Consider the following 19,973-nt stretch of genomic DNA (forward strand, 5'->3'; position numbering starts at 1 on the left):
GCGCGGCAGTTTGACAGAAAGCTTCATCGAGCGGAAGGAGGGCCGACGGAAATTGGCGTGATCCGGTATACCTGGGCCCATGGCTTCCCCGGCGTACCTCGCGACCATGCCGCTGCACGCGATCACCGAGGTCTACGGGGAAGACGGCCTGCGGCAGCGGTTCGCGCTGGAGGTCGCCCGCTTCGCCGCCGCCGACCAGGATCGGCTGACCGAGGCGCTGGAGCTGGCCGCGCACCTGCACCGCGACGACCGCCGGACCCGCGAGCCGTACCTCAACCACCTGCTCCGGGTCGCGATCCGGATCATGTCGCACTACGGCGTGACCGACGTCGACGTACTCGTGGCGGCGTTGCTCCACGACACGGTCGAAGACCACCCCGAGGAGCTGGGCGGCGACGCCGAGGCGGCGCTGGCCGAGCTGGCCCGGCGGTTCAACCCGCGGGTCGCCGACCTGGTCCGCGCGGTGACCAACCCGGAGTACGACCCGGGGCGCGACCGCCACGAGCAATACCGGGCGCACGTGGCGGAGAGCCTCGACCGCCACCCGTGGGCACGCGTGATCAAGGTGTCCGACTTCACCGACAACGGGGTGGGCGTCATACACACCACCGGGCCGAAGGTGCACAGCTCAGCCACGAAGTACCGGCCGCTCGTGCCGGTCTTCCGGGAGCTGGTCGGCCGCCCGGACACGCCGCTCTCCGACCCGACGAAGGCGCACATCATGGACCAGCTCGACCTCGCGGAGAGCCGGTTCGCGGCCATCCTCGACGGCCATGGAAGCGCTCCCGACGTTTCCTAATCGTTACGGCTTCCTTACTCGAAAGCCTGGACGAAAGATCGGTGCAAGCGCTTACATGTGTAGACGCCCCAAGTCGGGACCGGCACGTGAGCCAACGCACCGTGCCGGCGAGGAAGGAGGACGGCATGGCGGTCTTTCCAAGACGACGCCAAGCCATCGTGATCGCCACCGTGGTCGGGTTGGCGCTCAGCGCCACCGCGTGCGGGGACGGCGACGACAGCGGAAGTGGCAGCAACGGAAGCTCGGCGGAGTGCTCCGCCTTTGACAAGTACGACGGCAACGACGGCAAGAAGGTCAAGATCTACGCGTCCATCCGTGACACGGAGGCCGACCTGCTTGAGCAGTCCTGGAAGCAGTTCAGCGACTGCACCGGCATCGAGATCGACTACGAGGGCAGCGGCGAGTTCGAGGCGCAGCTCCAGGTTCTTGTGGACGGCGGCAACGCGCCGGACATCGCCTTCATCCCCCAGCCCGGTCTGCTGGGCACGTTCGCGAAGTCGGGCAAGCTCAAGCCCGCTCCCGCCGACACCAAGGCTTCGGCGGAGGCCAACTACCCCGCTGACTGGCTGAAGTACGGCACGGTCGACGGCACGTTCTACGGCGCGCCGCTCGGCTCCAACGTCAAGTCCTTCGTCTGGTACTCGCCGAAGACCTTCCAGGAGAAGGGCTACGCGGTCCCCAAGACCTGGGACGAGCTCATCGCACTCAGCGACAAGATCGCTCAGGGCGGCGAAAAGCCCTGGTGCGCGGGCATCGAGTCCGGTGACGCCACCGGCTGGCCGGCCACCGACTGGATCGAGGACATCATGCTCCGCGACCAGTCGCCCGAGGTTTACGACCAGTGGGTGACCCACCAGATCCCGTTCAACGACCCGAAGGTCGCCGCCGCGGTCGACCGCGCCGGCACGATCCTCAAGAACGACAAGTACGTCAACGCCGGGTTCGGCCCCGTGAAGAGCATCTCGACCACGTCGTTCCAGGAGGCGGGCCTGCCGATCCTGGAAGACAAGTGCTACCTGCACCGCCAGGCGTCCTTCTACGCCAACCAGTGGCCGCAGGGCACGAAGGTGGCCGAGGACGGCGACGTGTTCGCCTTCTACTTCCCGGCCGTCGACCCGAGCAAGGGCGAGCCGGTGCTCGCGGCCGGTGAGTTCACCGCCGCGTTCGCCGACCGTCCCGAGGTCCAGGCGGTGCAGAACTACCTGGCCACGCCCGAGTACGCCAACTCCCGGGCCAAGCTCGGCAACTGGGTGTCGGGCAGCAAGGGCGCGGACATCAACAACTTCGCCAACCCGATCGACAAGCTGTCGGTCGAGATCCTGCAAGACCAGAGCAAGGTGCTCCGCTTCGACGGCTCCGACCTGATGCCGTCGGCCGTCGGCGCCGGCACGTTCTGGAAGGGCATGGTCGAGTGGATCAACGGTAAGGACACCGCGAGCGTGCTCGCCGGTATCCAGAGCTCCTGGAAGTAGCGCATAGACGGCCGGCCCGACCCCTTCCCTCGGGGTCGGGCCGGCCGATCCCCCTCGGGAGGGCGGATGGAATTCGCGGACATTTCCCCCAAGCTCACCATGTTGGTGTACGGCCTCGTCGCGTTCGCGGTCGTCGTCGGTGGGCTCTTGCTTCTGCTTGACGTCGTACCCACCTACTTCGCCCGCCGGCGGGAGCGCCAGCTCATCGCCGTCGCCGCCGGCGACGCGCCCGCGCCACCCGCGGGCCGCCTGCGCAAGCCCCGCGAGTTCGGGTACGCGATCTTCTTCCTCCTCCCGGTCGTGGTCCTGGTGCTGATCGGGCTGGTGGTGCCATTGATCCGGACCACCATCCTGTCGTTCCAGAACGGCGACAGCTCCGGGTGGGTTGGCCTGGACAACTACGGCTGGATGTTCAGCAACGGCGACATCCTCGGTGTGCTGTGGAACAGCCTCCTCTGGGTCGTGCTGGTGCCGCTGGTGGCGACCTCGGTGGGGCTCCTCTACGCCGTGCTCGTCGACCGCGCCCGCTTCGAGGCGGTCGCCAAGTCGCTGATCTTCCTGCCGATGGCGATCTCGATGGTCGGCGCGAGCATCATCTGGCGGTTCGTGTACGCGTACCGCGGCGAGGAGCAGGATCAGATCGGTCTGCTCAACCAGATCGTGGTGTGGCTCGGCGGCGCGCCGCAGCAGTGGCTGCTCGAGTCGCCGCTCAACACGTTGCTGCTGATCATGGTCCTGGTCTGGATCCAGGCCGGCTTCGCGATGGTCATCCTCTCCGCCGCCATCAAGGCGATCCCCGCCGACATCGTGGAGGCGGCCCGCCTCGACGGCGTCACCGCGTGGCAGATGTTCTGGCGGATCACGATGCCGAGCATCCGGCCCGCCCTGATCGTCGTGGTCGTGGCCATCACGGTCGCCACGATGAAGATCTTCGACATCGTGCGGACGATGACCAACGGCAACTACGACACCAACGTCATCGCCCTGGAGATGTACAACCAGGCGTTCCGTTATCAGGAGGTCGGGCAGGGCTCGGCACTGGCCGTGTTCCTGTTCATCCTGGTGATCCCGATCGTCATCTTCCAGGTCCGCAACCTGCGCCAGCAGCGGGAGGGCTGACATGGCTACCACGACTCCCGTCCTGCCCGGCCTCACCGCGGAGCCGCTGCCCAAGACGGTGGCCGGCCGCGTGCGCAAGCGGCTCAACACCCGCGCCGCCACGATCGTCTCGATCCTCATCGCGGTGCTGTGGACGGTGCCCACCTTCGGCCTGTTCATCTCGTCGCTGCGTCCCGAGCAGGCGATCAAGACCACCGGCTGGTGGACGTTCTTCAGCGACCCCCAGCTGACGCTGGAAAACTACAACGAGGTCCTCTTCGGACAGTCGGCCTCCTCCGGCCAGCTGGCCAACTACTTCGTCAACTCGCTCGTCATCACGATCCCGTCGGTGCTCTTCCCGGTGGCGTTCGCCGCGATGGCGGCCTACGCGCTCTCCTGGATCCAGTTTCGCGGGCGGGAGTGGCTCTACATCCTCATCTTCGCGCTCCAGATCGTGCCGCTCCAGATGTCGCTCGTACCGCTGCTGAGCTTCTTCTCCCGGGGCGTCTCGCTGGGCGGCATCACGCTCATGCCCGCCTGGCAGCTGGAAGACGAGCAGAAGTTCATCCAGGTGTGGTTCGCGCACACCTGCTTCGCCCTGCCGTTCGCCGTGTTCCTGCTGCACAACTTCGTGTCGCAGCTGCCCGGCGAGCTGATGGAGGCGGCCCGGGTAGACGGGGCCAGCCACCCGAAGATCTTCCGGACCATCGTGTTGCCGTTGATCACGCCGGCGCTGGCATCGCTGACCATCTTCCAGTTCCTGTGGGTCTGGAACGACCTGCTCGTAGCGCTCATCTTCGCGGGAGGCGGGGACGAAACGGCCCCGCTGACGGTACGGCTCGCCGAGCTGGCCGGCACCCGCGGCAACGAGTGGCAACGGCTGACGTCCGGCGCGTTCGTGTCGATCGTCATCCCGCTGATCGTCTTCCTCTCCCTCCAGCGGTACTTCGTCCGGGGTCTCCTCACCGGCAGCGTGAAGGGCTGATGGCCGTGTGCGGGTGGGTGGCCCGGCCACCCGCCCGCCGACGGTCGACTGGGGAGGTGCACGCGTGACAAAGATCGACGATGTCGCGCGACTGGCCGGCGTATCGACGGCCACCGTTTCCCGGGCACTGCGCGGCCTGCCGACGGTGTCCCAGGCCACCCGCGACCGGGTGCTCGCGGCCGCGGCCCAGCTCGGATACGCCGCCTCGCCAAGCGCGTCGCGCCTGGCCGGCGGCAAGTCCGGGGCGGTTGCGGTGGTCGTGCCGCGGATCACCCGCTGGTTCTTCGCGACCGTGGTCGAGGCCGCCGAGCAGGCGCTGCACGAGGCCGGCTACGACCTGCTGCTGCACAACCTCGGCGGCAGCGAGACCGAGCGGCAGCGGCTGCTGCACACGGCCGCGCTGCACAAGCGCGTCGACGCGCTGATGCTGGTGGCCACACCGCTCCAAGGCGTCGACCTCGAGGCGGTCACCGGCCTCGCCCTGCCCGGCGTGACGGTCAGCTCGGGCACCGGCGTGCCGGGCTGGCCCAGCATCCGGATCGACGACGTCGCCGCCGCGTACACCGCCACGTCACACCTCATCGGGTGCGGCCACCGGCGGATCGCGCACATCTCCGGCGATCCCGCCGACGAGCTGGCATTCACCACGCACATCGACCGCCGCCGCGGCTACTGGCAGGCGCTGGCCGAGGTCGGCGTCACCCCGGACCCGGCGCTGGACGTGGAGGAGGAGTTCACGGTCTCCGGCGGCGAGCGGGCGGTGGCCACGCTGCTGCGGCGGGGCGACCCGCCCACCGCCATATTCGCGGCCTGCGACGAGATCGCCATGGGCGCGATGGCGGCCCTACGGCAGGCGGGGCTCAAGGTGCCAGAAGACATCAGCGTGATCGGCATCGACGACCACGACCTGGCCGGTGTGGTGGGCCTCACAACAGTGGCCCAGCCAGCCGCCGATCAAGGCCGCCTCGCGGCCAACATCCTTCTCGGCCCGCTGACCGGCGGCGAGTACCCAGGAGAGGAAACCGTGATCCTGCCAACTCAGTTGATCGTTCGCGAATCTACCGCGCCGCCTCGGGCAAACTAGAGCGATGCCTGAGCAGAGCAAAGACTGGTGGCGCACAGCCGTCATCTACCAGATCTATCCCCGGTCCTTCGCCGACTCCAACGGCGACGGCATCGGCGACCTGCCCGGCATCACGGCGCGGCTCGACCACCTCGTCGAGCTCGGCGTCGACGCCCTCTGGCTGTCGCCCTTCTACCCCTCGCCGCAGGCGGACGCCGGCTACGACGTGTCCGACTACCGAGACGTGGATCCCCTCTTCGGCCGCCTCGACGACGCCGACAAGCTCCTCGCCGCGGCCCGCGAGCGGGGCCTGCGGGTGATCGTCGACCTGGTGCCCAACCACACGTCGAGCGAGCACCCGTGGTTCAAGCAGGCGCTCGCCGCCGGCCCGGGCAGTCCCGAGCGGGCCCGCTACATCTTCCGGACGCACAAGCCGAACAACTGGGAGAGCACGTTCGGCGGCCCGGCCTGGACCCAGGTGCCCGACGGCGAGTGGTACCTGCACCTGTTCGACGCGGGCCAGCCCGACCTCAACTGGGACCACCCCGAGGTGCGCGCCGAGTTCCGCGACATCCTGCGCTTCTGGCTCGACCGCGGTGTCGACGGCTTCCGGGTCGACGTCGCGCACGGGCTGATCAAGCAGGCCGACCTCGCCGACTGGCACTACCCGGTCGAGCCGCTCACCGGCCCGGCCACGGAGGGCATCCGCCCCCCGATGTGGGACCAGGACGCCGTGCACGACGTCTACCGCGACTGGCGGCGGGTCCTGGAGGAGTACCCCGGCGAGCGCGTGCTCGTAGCCGAGGCCTGGGTCTCGCCCGCCGAGCGGCTCGCGGCGTACGTGCGGCCGGACGAGATGCACCAGGCGTTCAACTTCGAGTACCTGGAGGCCGCCTGGACCGCGGCCGCCCAGCACGAGGTGATCACCCGGTCGCTGGCGGCCAACGGGACGGTCGGCGCGCCGACCACGTGGGTGCTGTCCAACCACGACGTGCTCCGCCACGCCTCCCGCCTCGGCCTGCCGATCGGCACCATGCGCCCGCGCGGCATCGGCGTCGGCGACCCGCAGCCTGACCTCGTGCTCGGCCTGCGCCGGGCCCGCGCGGCGACGCTGCTGATGCTGGCCCTGCCCGGCTCGGCCTACCTCTACCAGGGCGAGGAGCTGGGCCTGCCGGAGCACACGACGATGCCGGACGAGGAACGGCAGGATCCGATGTTCCGGCGTACCAACGGCGAACAGAAGGGGCGCGACGGCTGCCGGGTCCCGATCCCGTGGCAGAGCGACGCCCCGTCGTACGGGTTCGGCCCCACCAACGCGAGCTGGCTCCCCCAGCCCGCGAACTGGGCCGGATACGCGCTCGACCGGCAGCGCGGGGTGCCCGGCTCGACGTACGAGATGTACCGCGCGGCCCTGCGCCTGCGTGCCCAGCAGGGGCTCGGCCCCGGCTCGCTCACCTGGGCCGAAGGGCCAGAGGGCGTGCTCGCCTTCCGCAACGGCGACGTGTACGTGCTGACCAACTTCGGCGAGACACCGGCCTCCCTGCCCGCGGGCGCCCGCCCGCTGATCAGCAGCGAGGAGCTGCACGCCGACGGCACGGTGCCGACGGACGTCACGGTGTGGGCTGTGGTGTAGCCGGCTTGCTCCGCTCGGCGCGGGCCTCCAGCAACTCGTGGACGGTGGCGATGTCCGCCGGCGAGGTGCGGGAGGCCCGCAGGTACATCAGGCCGGTCGGCACGAAGAAGAGCTGGAAGGCGGCCAGCCCCACCGCGTAGTTGAGCGGCGGCGGCAACGGCCCCTGTAGCGCCCGAAACGCCACCCCGGCCAGGCCGTTGCCGACCGCGCGCCCCACGCCGTTGGTGAGGTTGCCCAGGCTGTACACGGTGCCGCGGTGCTCGGGCGGGTTGACGTCCGCGATAAGTGCGAACCAGTTGGGCGAGTTGGCCGAGGTCAGCGCCAGCGCGACGAGCGCGGTGAGCAGGCTCAGCCCCACGGTCGGCTCGGTGAACACACTGGACAGCACGGCCCGGACCACCGCGCCCGCACCGGCGCCGTCGGGCACGTCGATGCGGATCGGCACGAAGAAGAGCACGAGGTACAGCGGAACCGCCGCGAGGATGCCGACGGCCGCCACCATGGCCCGCCCGCCGGGGTCGCGCCGCTGGAGCCGGTCGCCGATCAGACCGCCGAGGATCGAGAAGCCCGCGCCGAGCTGAAACAGCGTGGCGAAGATGCTGCCCACCACGATGGCGGTGTCGTCGCTGTAGCCCTGTGCCTCGGCCCGCTCCCGGAAGAGCACCGGCAGCCACACCAGCGATCCGAACGCCACCTGTGCGGTCAGCCCTTGCAGCACGAGCCAGAGGTTGGTCCGGCGGTCCAGGATCGTGGGCAGGTCGTCGCGGCTGATCCGGTAGTCGTAGTCGACCACGCCGGCGAGCTCGGCGTCACTCTGGCCGCGCCGCACGTCGTACGTGAACAGGTACGCCACTGTGGCCGCCACCCCGACCACCGTGAGCACCAGGAACGGCACCCGCCAGTCCCCCCGCCCGAGCAGCCCGCCGACGAGCGTGCCGGCGAGCGTGCCGATCCCCTGCGACAGCCCCCAGAAGCTCATCACCAGCCCGCGGCGGCGCGGCGCGATGAGGTCGCTGACCACGGAGAACCCGACCGAGGCGACCGCGCCCAACCCGACCGCGGCGACGATCTGCGCCGCGAAGAACGTCACGTAGCCGCCGCTCAGCGCCGTGCCCCCGGTGCCCGCCGCCCACACCAGCGTGCCGATCATGAGCAGCGGCTTGCGGTGGTGTCGATCTCCCGTGTACGCCCAGGCGACGGCGGCGACCGCGCTGAAGAGGAAGGTGATCGCGGTGACCAGCCCGACGGCACTCTCGGCCACGCCGAACGACTCGCTGATGCTCCCGTAGAGCGGCGGCACGAGCCCGATGGCGACGTTGTCGAGCGAGGCGAGCACGACGAAGACCACCACGCTGTAGGTCCGGTGCGCCCGCCCGCCACCACTCATGACCGGCACCCAACCAGCACCAGATAACGAAGCGGTAGCGCCACGCCGCCGAGGGCCGGCCCATCCGTTCCGAAGTTGATAAGTTCAATTCGGTAGCGGCTGCCTGTATCAACTTCACAGCTATGCATCTGGAGAGCGGGTCGTGGTGAGCAGGGGACGCCCCAGCCGGGAGACGGTCTATGCGCGACTGGATAGCGCGCTGCTGGAGCTGAACCAGAGGCTCGGTGGCTTACCTAACCCGAAGGAGGCCCAGGGCATCTGGGAGGATATTTGGCACCAGGAGGCGCATCACTCCACGGCGCTGGAGGGCAACACCCTAATTCTCCGTGAAGTGGAAGCCCTTTTGGAGCAAGGCCGGGCCGTCGGCGCCAAGCCGCTGCGCGAATACAACGAGGTCCGCGGCTATGCGGACGCCGCGAAATGGGTTTACGGGCAGGCACTCGAGCCGGAGGGGTGGCACGACGGACGGCTGGTCACCGTCAGTGAGGTACGGCAGGTGCACCACACCGCGATGACTCCGGTGTGGAATGTGGCCCCACATCCGGACGCTACCGGCCGCGAGGGTCCGGGGAGCTTCCGCGAGCACGACATCCAGTCGTTCGCCGGCGGCATGCGGCCACCCGCGTGGCCACTGGTCCCGGCCCAGGTCGAGCACTGGGCTGCGGAGGTGTGCACGCTTGGCCAGCAGATCACCGCGGGCGTCGCGACTCCTCGCCCGCTGCCAGAGGCACTCGCCCACCTGCACAACGAGTTCGAGCGGATCCATCCCTTCATCGACGGAAACGGACGGGCCGGCCGCCTGCTACTCAACCTGATTCTCGTGCGCCTCGGTTATCCGCCGGTGATCATCTTCAAGCAGCAACGGGCGGCGTACCTCACGGCCTTGCAGCGCGCCGACAGTGGCGACTGTGGCGCGCTCGGTGAGTTGATCGCACGGGCGATGCACGACAATCTCAACCGCTTCATCGTGCCCAACCTGGCCGGTCCGGCTCGATTGGTGCCGCTGGCCGCGCTGGTGACGGACGAGTTCACGATGGCGGCCCTGCGGCAGGCCGCCCAGCGAGGACGACTGGACGCGCTGCAAGGACCCGACGGCGTCTGGCGGAGCTCCCGCAAGGCGGTGAACGCCTACCGCGCGTCTCGGGGCAAGCGGACGCGGCGGACGCCCTAGATACAAACCGTTTGTACTACAAGCTGTTTGTACTGCCCGGCCTGGTGACGACCAGGCCGAGCTCTTCGGCGCGATCCCAGACCGGGCGCATCGCGGCCTCCGGGTCGCGGTGGAAGACGCTGGCCCGCAGGCGCACGAAGACGCAGTTGCCGACGCGTTCCAGGATGGCCTGGCGGCGGAGGTCGTGTGCGAACGCCTCGGCGCCGTGATAGCTGTCGCCGTCGCACTCGATGGCCAGGCGGCGGCCGTCCGGAGCGGCGATCATGAAGTCGACCTTGAACGTGCCGATGCGGAACTGTGGCACCGCGCGCAGCCCGGCGCCGGTCAGCTGGCGGTGCACCGCGCGCTGGAACTCCGTCACCGGCTCGCCGCCGACCTCTGGCGGCGCGGGCGGGCGCTGGGCGTACCCGAGCAGTGCCGCGCGGGCGTCGTCGGGGTGCAGGTCGGCGGGCGTGACCGAGTGGAAGAGCCACAGCTGGTCGCGGGCACGGGACGCGGCGACGTTGATGCGACGGTGGAAGTCGCGCTTGGTGAACGCGCCGATCGCGCCGTCGGCCGAAGACACCACCATCGACACGAGCACCACGTCGCGCTCGTCGCCCTGGAACGTGTATGGGTCGCCGACCCGCAGCTCGCGCCGCTCCAGCTCGTCCGGGCCGATCTCCTCGCGGAGCCGGTGCTGGAGATAGGCCGCCTGCCCGCTCCCGGAGAGCAGGCTGACCACGCCGAGCGTGCGGCCGGTGTACGACGGGTCGGCCACGATCGCCGCCACGCGGGCCACCAGCGCCTCCGCCTCGGCCACGTTGACCTCGCCGTACTCCGGGAGGGTCACCCGCTTGCCCTGCGGTACGTGCTCGGCCACCACGGAGCGGTCGAGGCCGCTGCGGGCGGCGCGGAGTGGCTGGATCTTGCCGTCGTAGTAGACGCCGCTGGAGAAGCCGATGATCTCGGGCACGCTGCGGAAGTGCTCGGTCAGCAGGATGCGCTGTGGCGAGCGGCGTACCGCGTGGTCGTAGAGGCTGCTCTCGGTGTCGAAGTGCTCCGCCGAGGGCACGCCGGCCGGGTGCAGGTGAGTGGCGACAAGGCCGTTGACCCGGTCGGTCGGTACGCCGACGAGCTGCGGCCCGATCTGCTGGTCGTCGCCGACCACGACCGCGCGGCGGGCGAGCGTGAGCACCGGCAGCGCGAAGAGGTCGGCCTGGGACGCCTCGTCGACGATCACCACGTCGAAGATCGGCGCCTGCCCCGGGAATTGCTCCAGCGCCCGGTCGATCGACATGATCCAGACCGGGACCGCGGTGACCGCCTCGGACATGGCCCGCTGCGCGGCGGCCTGCCAGTGCGCGGCGCTCTTGCCCGTGCCCTTGCCGATCTTGCGGAGCGCGGCGGTCCAGTCGGCGAGCGCGGCCTTGCGCCGGTCGTCGAGCGCCAGGGCGACCTCGAGCCAGGCCGAGGTGACCACCAGGTCGCCGGTGAGCCGGCGGATCTGGTCGCGGGCCCGCTCCAGCCGGCGTCCCAGGTCGGCGCCGTCGACGTCGCCGATCACCTCGTCGAACCAGGTCTGCGCCTGCCGCCACTGCCACGCCCGCAGCGCCGCCCCGCCGTCGAAGTCGCCCGCACCGGTGTCGATCGCCGCCGCCCACTGGGGGGCGACCGCGGCGAGGCGGGCGTGCAGCACGGCGTACCGGGTGGCGTCCGGCCGCAGTGTCCACAGTCGACGGATCTCGGCCAGCGCCGCGTCCCAGCCGGCGAGGTCGTCGCGCTCCCACGCCGCGGCGAGCGCCTGGATCTGCGGCGCCTCGGGCGCGAACCGGCGCAGCCACTCGGCCATCGCCGTGCGCTCGGCCTCGAGGCGGTCGGCGAGGAAGACGTTGCCCGCGGCCTCGACCGCGCCGGCCAGCTCGGCGATCTGCCGGGCGTCGACGTCGCGCGGGCAGCGCGGGAAGACGGTGACCAGCGTGGCGTGCAGCTCCGGCCAGCGGACGCTTTCCCACTCCAGCGCCGCTACCGCCGAGGAGAGCAGGCGCCCCGCCCACAGCTCGGGCTCGGCGGAGACATCCTGCGGGACGGGCGCGTCGAGCCGCGTGCGCCACTCGCCCCACCGCGCGGCGAGCTGCTGCCGCAACTGCTCGCGCTCCACGGTGGCGATCACGAGGTCGACGTCGTCGGCGGTGCGCAGCGGCTCGCCGTCGACCTGCACCTCGGCGACGACCCGGGCCAGCTCGGCGTGGGTGAGGCGGCGGACCGGCTTGCCGGCCGCGTACCGCGCGCGGATCTCGGTGAGCTGGGTGAGCAGGCGGCGGGGCTGCGTCGAGTGCGGCTCGGGGATCGTGATCCGCCGCCCGGCCAGGAACGCGGTGCGCCGCCCCAGCTCGTCGAGCAGCTGCTGGCAGCCGGCGACGTGGCCGTCCCACACCGCGCGCCAGCTCGGGTCGCGGATCAGCAGGCCGAGCCGGTCGGTCCAGCTCCCCTCGCGGCGGGTCAAATCGTCGGCCGCCCCGCGCAGGGCCGCGGCTAGCTCGTCGACGGCCGTGGAACCGACCGCGCGTACCCCGTCTATGGCCATGCCGCGGTCGCGCAGCGCGTCGACCACCTTGCGGGCGTCGCGCATCGCGTCTCTCTGCGCGGCGACCGCCTCACCGACCGGAAGCTGGCCGTCGGCGGGCAGGGGCCCGAGCGCGGCGGCGCGGTCCGCGGCGGTCAGCCGCCGCGACAGCTCCGCGAGTACGGCGAACTCGGCGGCCTCCAGCGGCGCCGGCGTGCCCGGCGCGATCGGGTCGGGCACGAGCGCGTCGGCGGCGTGGCGGCGCAGCCACTCGCCCACCTCGCCGGCGCTCCGCCCGCCGTAGCGCCGCGCCTCCCGCTCGGCGGCCGCCAGCAGCTCGGCGCGGGCCGCGGCGAACGCCTCCTCGGCCGCCTCCACGTCGGCGAGCAGGCGCCGCACCCAGGCCGCCTCCGCCTCACTGTCCAATGTGGCGGCGCGGTCGGCGAGCTCACGGGCGGCGACCTGGAGCTGCACGAGCTGGTCGGCGGAGCGGCCCAGCACCGCCAGGCAGAGCGGCTGGATCTCCTCGGGCAGCCCGTCGCGGAGTACCCGAAGGGGGTCTTCCTTCTGGGCGAGGACGAGCACCCGCTTGCCGTGCGCGACGAGGTGGCAGATGAGGTTGCGGATGGTGTGTGTCTTGCCGGTGCCGGGCGGGCCCTGCACGGCGACGTTTCGGTGCGCGGCCAGCCGCCGGGCGATCGACTCCTGTGCGTCGTTGGTGGCCATCGGCATCAGCAGCCGCTCGCTGGTGCGCACCCACGCGTCGGTGTCGTCGTCGGGCATCCGCAGCCGGCTCGGCTCGTGGGCGAGCACGCCGGCGAGCGCGCCCACCTCGGTGCTGCTGCCGCTGGTCAGCCGCTCCTGGAGCAGCTCCAGGAAGCGCCGGACCATCCGCTGGCGGGGGCGCACGAAGAGGACGCCGGTGTCGACGACGGTCTCCGGCTCGAGGCCGAGGCGGCGCACCGCCCGCCGGCCGAAGTCGAGCCGCTCGGCCGCGTCCCACGGGTCGATGTCGACCTGGCCGCCGGTGCCGCCGAGGTCGAGCAGGTCGGCCACCCGCCGCGCGTCGAGGTCACCGAGCGCGTCGGCCTGTATCCGCGGCGGGCCCTGCGGGGTCACCGAGACGGTGGTCGAGTCCGGGTCGTACTCGATCGCGACCGGCGTGGCCAGCAGCGGGTAGTGGATGTCGCGGTGGCGCAGGACCAGGTGGCCCCAGACCAGCTCGACCCGGGCGGCGTCGATGTCGACCCGGTAGCGCAGGTCGTAGAGGCGGTCGTGCAGCCGCCGGGTCACCTCGGAGAGCTGGTGGTCGCGGGCCCACGGCTCCCACTGCTTGTCACGCCACTCGGTGAACGCGGCCTCCACCTCGGGATCGACCTCGCCGATCGTGGGCGGTGCCGTGTCGGAGAGATCCCAGACCAGGTGGCGCAGCAGCGGTGTGGGGATCGAGGGCGGGTCGGGCGGGTCCGGGCGGCCGACCCGCAGCCAGCTCCCGCCCGGCTTGAACGGGCCGACCCCGCACTCGACGTGGGCGGGCAGGTCGGCCTGCCAGTACGCGTCAACGGCCGGCACGGCCCGCACCGGCTTTTCCAGGAGCGTGCGCACGGCCAGCAGGTACTCGGTGAGCGCGACCGCCCGCGCGTGCACCGCTGACGGCGAGTCGCCGTCAGCGGTCTGCTCCGCGTCGTCCTGCGCTTCGGTCATACCCATCGACGGTAACCCGCCGGTGCACCGTAATGCGCGTTGATCAAGCGGTTCGGTCGATCACGTGTTCGCGTGCCTCCGCGTAGCGCTCCCGGATCGCCGGGACGGCCTTGCCTTCGTACTCCTCGACCGCGCCTCCGGACCAGGCCGGTGGCTCGTCGCCGCCGAGCGCGACCCAGGCCGCCTGGCGGGCCGCGCCGTCGGCGACGTACTCACCCGGCGGCGGGACGACCACCGGTGCCCCGAAGACCTCCGGCGCGATCCGGCGGACCGCCTCCGAGCGGGCGCCGCCGCCCACGAGGATCACCCTGTTGACCACCGCACCCTGCGCCACCAGCGCGTCGAGACCGTCGGCGAGCGCGCAGAGCATGCCCTCCACGGCCGCCCGGGCCAAGTGTGCCGGGGTGGACGTGCCCAGCGTCAGCCCGTGCAGCGCGCCGGTCGAGTTCGGACGGTTGGGGGTGCGCTCGCCCTCCAGGTACGGCACGAGGGCCAGCCCGCCCGCCCCGGCCGGCGCGCTCAGCGCCAGCCGGGAGAGCTCCGCGTGGTCGACGCCGAGCAGCCTCGCGGCCGCGTCCAGCACCCGGGCCGCGTTGAGCGTGGCGACCAGCGGCAGGAAGCGCCCGGTGGTGTCGGCGAACCCGGCGACCGTGCCGCTCGGGTCGGCGGCCGGCGTCTCCGCGACGCTGAACGCCGTACCCGACGTGCCGATCGAGACCAGCACGTCGCCGGGCAGGGCGCCGGCACCCAGCGCGGCCGCGGCGTTGTCGCCCGCGCCCGGCCCGAGCGGGGCACCGCCCGGCAGGGTGCCCGCGACGCCGGTGGGCCCGAGCACCTCCGGCACGAGTGGCTCCCGCCCGAACGCCCGCCGGAGCAGGTCGGGCCGGTACTCCCCGGTGGGCGTTGACCAGTAGCCGGTGCCGCTGGCGTCGCTGCGGTCGGTGCGCAGCGCGGCGAGGCTCCCGGCACCGGCCAGCTTCCAGGTCAGCCAGTCGTGCGGCAGGCACACCGCGGCGGTGCGGTCGGCGTTGGCCGGCTCGTTGCTGGCCAGCCAGCGCAGCTTGGTGATGGTGAACGAGGCCACCGGCACCAGGCCCACCGCCTCGGCCCACGCCTGCCCGCCGCCCAGCTCCTCGATCAGCTCGGCGGCGGCGCCGGCGGAACGGGTGTCGTTCCACAGCAGGGCCGGACGGACCACCTCGCCGCTCTCGTCGAGGCAGACCATGCCGTGCTGCTGCCCGGCCACCGAGGCGGCGGCCACGTCGTCCAGACCGCCCGCGCCCTCGATCGCCTGGCCGAGCGCCGCCCACCAGGCGGCCGGATCGACCTCGGTGCCGTCCGGGTGGCTGGCCCGCCCCTCACGCACGAGCGCGCCGGTCTCCGCGTCCCGGACGACCACCTTGCACGACTGGGTGGACGAGTCCACTCCCGCGACGAGCATGGCCCCGCCCTCAGCGAGCCCCGAGCGCGTGCTCGGCGGCGAGCTGGTTGAGGCGGACGAAGTGGTAGCCCTGCTCGCCCTTGGCGTCGGGGTCGAAGTCTTCCCACGCGGTGCGGTCGGCCAGCAGGTCGGCGACCGTCTCGCCCTCGCCGAGCGTGGGCTGGGACAGCTCCGCCACCTTCGCGGCGGCCAGTGCCTCCTGCACCTCGGGGTCGGCCCGGAACGCCTTGGCGCGCTCCTTGAGCAGCAGGTACATCCGCATGTTGGCCCGGGCCGACTCCCAAACGCCCTCGTAGTCCTCGGTGCGGGAGGGCTTGTAGTCGAAGTGGCGGGGGCCCTCGTAGGCCTGGCCGCCGGCCGGCCCGCCGTGCTCCAGCAGGTCGACCAGCGCGAACGCGTTGAGCAGGTCGCCGTGGCCGAAGACCAGGTCCTGGTCGAACTTGATGCCGCGCTGCCCGTTGAGGTCGATGTGGAAGAGCTTGCCGGCCCACAGCGCCTGGGCGATGCCGTGCGCGAAGTTGAGCCCGGCCATCTGCTCGTGCCCCACCTCGGGGTTGAGGCCGACCATGTCGCCGTGCTCCAGTTGGGCGATGAAGGCGAGCGCGTGACCCACCGTCGGCAGCAGGATGTCGCCGCGCGGCTCGTTGGGCTTGGGCTCCAGCGCGAAGCGGAGGCCGTAGCCGCGGTCGACGACGTACTGCGCGAGCGTGTCGACGGCCTCCCGGTAGCGGTCGAGCGCGGCCCGGACGTCCTTCGCCGAGTCGTACTCCGCGCCCTCGCGGCCACCCCACATCACGAACGTCTGCGCGCCGAGCTCGGCGGCGAGGTCGATGTTGCGCAGCACCTTGCGCAGCGCGTAGCGGCGGACCGTGCGGTCGTTGCTGGTGAAGCCGCCGTCCTTGAACACCGGGTGGGTGAAGAGGTTGGTGGTCACCATCGGGATGACCAGGCCGGTCTCGTCGAGCGCCTTGCGGAAGCGGCCGAGGATCTCGTCGCGGCTGGCATTGTCGGAGCCGAACGGCACGACGTCGTCGTCGTGGAACGTCATGCCGTATGCGCCCAGCTCGGTCAGCTTGTGGACGGCCTCGACCGGGTCGAGGGGCGCGCGGGTGGCGTCACCGAAGGGATCGCGGGCCTGCCAACCCACGGTCCAGAGGCCGAAGGAGAACTTGTCGGCGCGCGTCGGCTGGACAGACATATTGACCTCCGTGTGGCATCCACGATTTGTTCAACGGTTGAATTATTTGCCCCCACTGTGGCACTGTCAAGGGCATGACGGACGCGCCTGTACGGCAGGCCTCGCTGCGCGAGCACAACCTGGGGCTGGTGCTCCGCCAGGCCGCGAACGCCGCCCGTCCGCCCTCCCGCGCCGACATCGCCGCCGCCACAAGTCTCACCCGCGCCACCGTCTCCGCGCTGGTAGATGACCTGATCGCGGGTGGCCTGCTGACCGAGGTAGAGCCCGCGCCGAGGGCCGGCGCCGGGCGCCCCGCCGCCGGCCTTGTGCTTTCCGCGAGCGGCCCGGCCGGTCTCGGCCTGGAGATCAACGTCGACTACCTGTCGGCCTGCGTGGTGGACCTCGCCGGGACCGTCCGCCACCGGGAGGTACGCCACGCCGACCAGCGCCCCGGCCGCCCGGCCGAGGTGCTCGCCGAGGTCGCCGAGCTCGCCGCCGCGGCCCGCGCACACGCCGAGCGGCAGGGCCTGACCCTCGCCGGGGCGGCCCTCGCCGTGCCCGGACTCGTGACCCCCACCGGCCTCGTCCGCCTCGCTCCCAACCTCGGCTGGCGCGACGTGGACGTGCCCGCCGGCCTCGCACAGGGGCTGGCGGGCTCCGGTCCGCGAAGCGAAGCGACGAGGCGGGATGGCGCCGGCCCTCTGGGGCGCTCAGCCGCGCTCGACGGCCTACCGGTCACTGTGGACAACGAGGCCAACCTCGCCGCGCTGGGCGAGCTGCACGCCGGCCCGGCCGGCCCGGCCAGCTTCCTCTACGTATCCGGCGAGATCGGCATCGGCGCCGGCATCGTGCTGCACGGCACCCTCTTCCGCGGCGCCCGCGGCTGGAGCGGCGAGCTCGGTCACATGGCCGTGCGCCCGGACGGCCCCGCCTGCCGGTGCGGCGCACGCGGCTGCCTGGAGCAGTACGCCGGCCAGGAAGCCATCCTCCGCGCCGCCGGCACCGACGATTTGCTCCCACAGGCCAAGGCGGGCAACCCGGCGGTGCTGGACGCCCTCTCCGCGGCCGGCGCCGCACTCGGGGTAGCGGTAGCCGGCGTGGTCAACCTCCTCGACGTCGAGGCGGTCGTGCTCGGCGGCATCTACGCGCCACTCGCCCCTTGGCTGTGCCCCGCGGTCGAGGCCGAGATCCGCCAGCGGGTGCTGACGGCCGGCTGGTCCCCTGTGGACATACGCCCGTCGGTCCTCGGCGCCGACGCCGCCGTGGTCGGCGCCGCCGGCTCGGTGGTCCGCACCATCCACGACCACCCGGCCCGCTGGCTCACCCGCGTCTAGAGCCTTTTCGGAGTCGAGGTGGCCGGCCGATACGTTCCTTTTAGGACAAAGATTTGAGCTACCGCGACGTCCGTCGTGGTCCAGACCGCCGCTCCCGCGGCCTCACCCGTCCGCCGCCGGTCCCGCTCACCCCGTTGGGCCGCGCGGCGGTCGCTGTTTGTCCACAATGCCTGCTCCCGGGTCGGCGCTCTGGGAAAGCAACAGGGGTTTCGTCGCCGCGGGTAACCGCCGCGGCGGTGTGAGCCGCGCGAGATTCCAGATCTCGGAGAGTTAGGGCGCTATTTCAACCCTAAGCCTCCTAGATCTCGAAGTCCCGACCCATGAGCTGGTAACGCTGCGTCAGGATGGCGAAGGAAGGCCCCGCGAAGACCCCCTTCGGGGCTTGTCCCGCGGACCTGCCAGTGGACGGCCGGAGATCTCGGCTCGCCCCGCGAGCCGCCGGCCGGGAACGGTCCCCGCGGGAGCATACGGCCTCCAGCTGACGCGGACGGGGGCTCAGCATCTGGGCGGCACCGTGATCGTTAGCCCTACAGCCGTACGACACGCCGGAGACAGTGCGGGTAGTGGGCTACCGATCATCGCGGCGCGGTGGTCAGCCGCGCGTCTTTAGCGGCCTGGGTGTGTCGCGCAGAGGGTGAGCCGCCAAAGACGGTTGTCTAGTAGGCGCCTCGGCTGGCCATGACGGCGCCGATGGTCTTCCACATGATGACGACGTCGGTGGCGAGGGACCAGTTTTCGACGTAGTAGAGGTCTAGGCGCAGACCGTCCTCCCAGGACAGGTCCGAGCGGCCGCTGACCTGCCACAGGCCGGTGATGCCGGGCTTGACCAGCAGGCGGCGGGCGATGTCGCCGTCGTAGCGGGCGACCTCGGAGGGCAGCGGCGGGCGTGGGCCGACCAGGCTCATGTGGCCGACCAGCACGTTGAGCAGCTGGGGCAGCTCGTCCAATGAGTACTTGCGGAGGATGCGGCCGACGCGGGTGACCCGAGGGTCCTTGCGCATCTTGAAGAGCAGGCCATCGTGCTCGTTGTTGGCGGCCAGCTTGGCCAGCATCTCGTCGGCGTTGACCACCATGGTGCGGAACTTGTACACGCCGAACTCGCGGCCGCCCTGGCCGACGCGGATCTGCCGGAAGATGACCGGGCCCTTGCTGTCGAGCTTGATGGCCAGGGCGATCAGGAGCATCAGCGGCAGCGCGATCGTCAGGCCGAACAGCGCGGTGAACCGGTCGACGAAGCCCTTGACGATCTTGCGGGTGCCGCGGAACTCGGGCGCCTCCACGTGGATCAGCGGCAGGCCGGCGACCGGGCGGGTGTGGATCCGTGGGCCGGCGACGTCGGTGAGGGCGGGCGCGAGCACCAGGTCGATGCCGGTGCCTTCCATCTGCCAGCCGAGCCGGCGCAGGCGGGCGGCGGTCAGCTCGCCGGAAGCGGTCACCGCGACCGTGTCGACGCCGGCCGCGCGGGCGGCCTCGAGGATGCTGCGGAACGAGCCCACCACCGGCACGTCGCCGAGCCGCTGCGGCACCGGTGCGAGCAGCGCGTCCGGGATGCAGGCGCCGACCACGCGGTAGCCGGCGTACGGCTCGCGGCGGAGCGTGTGCACGAGCTCCAGCACGTGCGGGGCGTCGCCGACCACCAGCACGCGGCGGGACCAGCCGGTGCCCCGGACGCGCGCCCGGTGCAGCCACTTGCGGGCCACGTAGCGCCCGGCGACGAGGCCGATCGTGCCGGTCGCGAACGTCAGGGCCAGGAAGCCCCGGGCGACGCCGACGTTGGCCACGTAGCCGACGATCGCGATGCCGCCGGCCAGGCGGAGGCTCGCTGAGGTGACCCGGCGGTACTCGTCGGCGCCGTAGCCGAGCACGCGGTCGTCGTAGCAGCGAAGCAGCTTGAGTGAGGCGAGCCAGACCAGCACGAGGGCTGGTCCGACCACCGGGTAGGGGATCTGCGAGCCGACCGGCGCACCCCCGCCGAACGGCTCCACCACCCAGTTGAACCGGCCGAAGTAGCCCGCGAGGACGGCGAGCGAGATGATGCCGAGATCCAGCACCACCAATGCCCGCTCGTACGTGCGCAGCCTCGTGCGAAGCAGCGCACCTGTCGTTTCTAATGCCCCCGGAGCCCCCACCGGACGCGTCAGGAGAGTCGCCGACGTCACCAGCC

Annotated in this window: 13 protein-coding genes; 8 read left to right on the forward strand and 5 right to left on the reverse strand. The window is 71.6% G+C overall.

All coding sequences use genetic code 11. From position 1 onward, the window contains the following. Window positions 1-79: 79 nt before the first annotated feature. The 6 genes from ACTMTJ_RS23510 (at window position 80) to ACTMTJ_RS23535 (ending at window position 7,050) form a co-directional block, all read left to right on the forward strand. On the forward strand, window positions 80-799 hold the full coding sequence (locus tag ACTMTJ_RS23510; protein ID WP_441219862.1) for an HD domain-containing protein: 720 nt from the start codon (window positions 80-82) through the stop codon (window positions 797-799). Between the two features lie 125 nt (window positions 800-924). Continuing rightward, on the forward strand, window positions 925-2,271 hold the full coding sequence (locus tag ACTMTJ_RS23515) for an ABC transporter substrate-binding protein (protein ID WP_441219863.1): 1,347 nt from the start codon (window positions 925-927) through the stop codon (window positions 2,269-2,271). 66 nt (window positions 2,272-2,337) lie between these two features. Then, window positions 2,338-3,390, forward strand: a complete 1,053-nt coding sequence (locus ACTMTJ_RS23520; RefSeq protein WP_441219864.1) for a carbohydrate ABC transporter permease — start codon at window positions 2,338-2,340, stop codon at window positions 3,388-3,390. Between the two features lies 1 nt (window position 3,391). Beyond that, complete coding sequence (locus tag ACTMTJ_RS23525) at window positions 3,392-4,354, forward strand: carbohydrate ABC transporter permease (protein ID WP_441219865.1); 963 nt, start codon at window positions 3,392-3,394, stop codon at window positions 4,352-4,354. 64 nt (window positions 4,355-4,418) lie between these two features. Continuing rightward, on the forward strand, window positions 4,419-5,438 hold the full coding sequence (locus ACTMTJ_RS23530) for a LacI family DNA-binding transcriptional regulator (RefSeq protein ID WP_441219866.1): 1,020 nt from the start codon (window positions 4,419-4,421) through the stop codon (window positions 5,436-5,438). Window positions 5,439-5,442: 4 nt separating this feature from the next. Further along, the gene (locus ACTMTJ_RS23535; protein WP_441219867.1) at window positions 5,443-7,050 is read left to right on the forward strand and encodes a glycoside hydrolase family 13 protein; all 1,608 of its coding nucleotides are present in this window, start codon (window positions 5,443-5,445) and stop codon (window positions 7,048-7,050) included. On the opposite strand, the gene ACTMTJ_RS23540 is transcribed toward ACTMTJ_RS23535, so the two are convergent. After that, window positions 7,028-8,437, reverse strand: a complete 1,410-nt coding sequence (locus ACTMTJ_RS23540) for an MFS transporter (protein WP_441219868.1) — start codon at window positions 8,435-8,437, stop codon at window positions 7,028-7,030. The genes ACTMTJ_RS23535 and ACTMTJ_RS23540 overlap by 23 nt on opposite strands. 145 nt (window positions 8,438-8,582) lie before the next feature. Between ACTMTJ_RS23540 and ACTMTJ_RS23545 the strand changes: the two genes are divergently transcribed. Further along, a complete protein-coding gene (locus ACTMTJ_RS23545; RefSeq protein ID WP_441219869.1) occupies window positions 8,583-9,608 on the forward strand; it encodes a Fic family protein in 1,026 nt (341 codons plus the stop codon). A 16-nt stretch (window positions 9,609-9,624) separates the two neighbouring features. Here ACTMTJ_RS23545 and ACTMTJ_RS23550 read toward each other — a convergent pair whose 3' ends face one another. Genes ACTMTJ_RS23550 through xylA form a run of 3 tightly spaced genes read right to left on the reverse strand, consistent with a single transcriptional unit; the run spans window position 9,625 to window position 16,496 of the window. Further along, on the reverse strand, window positions 9,625-13,857 hold the full coding sequence (locus ACTMTJ_RS23550) for an AAA domain-containing protein (protein ID WP_441219870.1): 4,233 nt from the start codon (window positions 13,855-13,857) through the stop codon (window positions 9,625-9,627). A gap of 43 nt (window positions 13,858-13,900) precedes the next feature. Beyond that, window positions 13,901-15,298 carry a xylulokinase gene (xylB, locus tag ACTMTJ_RS23555; protein ID WP_441219871.1) on the reverse strand — a complete coding sequence of 466 codons (1,398 nt, stop codon included), beginning with the start codon at window positions 15,296-15,298 and terminating at the stop codon, window positions 13,901-13,903. Window positions 15,299-15,308: 10 nt separating this feature from the next. Further along, window positions 15,309-16,496 (reverse strand): xylose isomerase, encoded by a 1,188-nt coding sequence (xylA, locus tag ACTMTJ_RS23560; protein ID WP_441219872.1) that lies wholly within the window; start codon window positions 16,494-16,496, stop codon window positions 15,309-15,311. A 74-nt stretch (window positions 16,497-16,570) separates the two neighbouring features. Here xylA and ACTMTJ_RS23565 point away from each other — a divergent pair, with 74 nt between their 5' ends. After that, a complete protein-coding gene (locus tag ACTMTJ_RS23565) occupies window positions 16,571-17,809 on the forward strand; it encodes an ROK family protein (protein ID WP_441219873.1) in 1,239 nt (412 codons plus the stop codon). A gap of 656 nt (window positions 17,810-18,465) precedes the next feature. On the opposite strand, the gene ACTMTJ_RS23570 is transcribed toward ACTMTJ_RS23565, so the two are convergent. After that, the gene (locus ACTMTJ_RS23570; RefSeq protein ID WP_441219874.1) at window positions 18,466-19,968 is read right to left on the reverse strand and encodes a sugar transferase; all 1,503 of its coding nucleotides are present in this window, start codon (window positions 19,966-19,968) and stop codon (window positions 18,466-18,468) included. Between the last annotated feature and the right edge of the window lie 5 nt (window positions 19,969-19,973).

Source organism: Phytohabitans sp. LJ34 (genome assembly GCF_052068095.1).
Classification (GTDB): domain Bacteria; phylum Actinomycetota; class Actinomycetes; order Mycobacteriales; family Micromonosporaceae; genus Phytohabitans.

Bases quoted from the DNA above. Each gene is read 5' to 3' on its own strand.
- ACTMTJ_RS23510 (WP_441219862.1), top strand. From the start codon at position 80: ATGGCTTCCCCGGCGTACCTCGCGACCATGCCGCTGCACGCGATCACC.
- ACTMTJ_RS23515 (WP_441219863.1), top strand. From the start codon at position 925: ATGGCGGTCTTTCCAAGACGACGCCAAGCCATCGTGATCGCCACCGTG.
- ACTMTJ_RS23520 (WP_441219864.1), top strand. From the start codon at position 2,338: ATGGAATTCGCGGACATTTCCCCCAAGCTCACCATGTTGGTGTACGGC.
- ACTMTJ_RS23525 (WP_441219865.1), top strand. From the start codon at position 3,392: ATGGCTACCACGACTCCCGTCCTGCCCGGCCTCACCGCGGAGCCGCTG.
- ACTMTJ_RS23535 (WP_441219867.1), top strand. From the start codon at position 5,443: ATGCCTGAGCAGAGCAAAGACTGGTGGCGCACAGCCGTCATCTACCAG.
- ACTMTJ_RS23540 (WP_441219868.1), bottom strand. From the start codon at position 8,437: ATGAGTGGTGGCGGGCGGGCGCACCGGACCTACAGCGTGGTGGTCTTC.
- ACTMTJ_RS23550 (WP_441219870.1), bottom strand. From the start codon at position 13,857: ATGACCGAAGCGCAGGACGACGCGGAGCAGACCGCTGACGGCGACTCG.
- xylB (WP_441219871.1), bottom strand. From the start codon at position 15,298: ATGCTCGTCGCGGGAGTGGACTCGTCCACCCAGTCGTGCAAGGTGGTC.
- xylA (WP_441219872.1), bottom strand. From the start codon at position 16,496: ATGTCTGTCCAGCCGACGCGCGCCGACAAGTTCTCCTTCGGCCTCTGG.
- ACTMTJ_RS23565 (WP_441219873.1), top strand. From the start codon at position 16,571: ATGACGGACGCGCCTGTACGGCAGGCCTCGCTGCGCGAGCACAACCTG.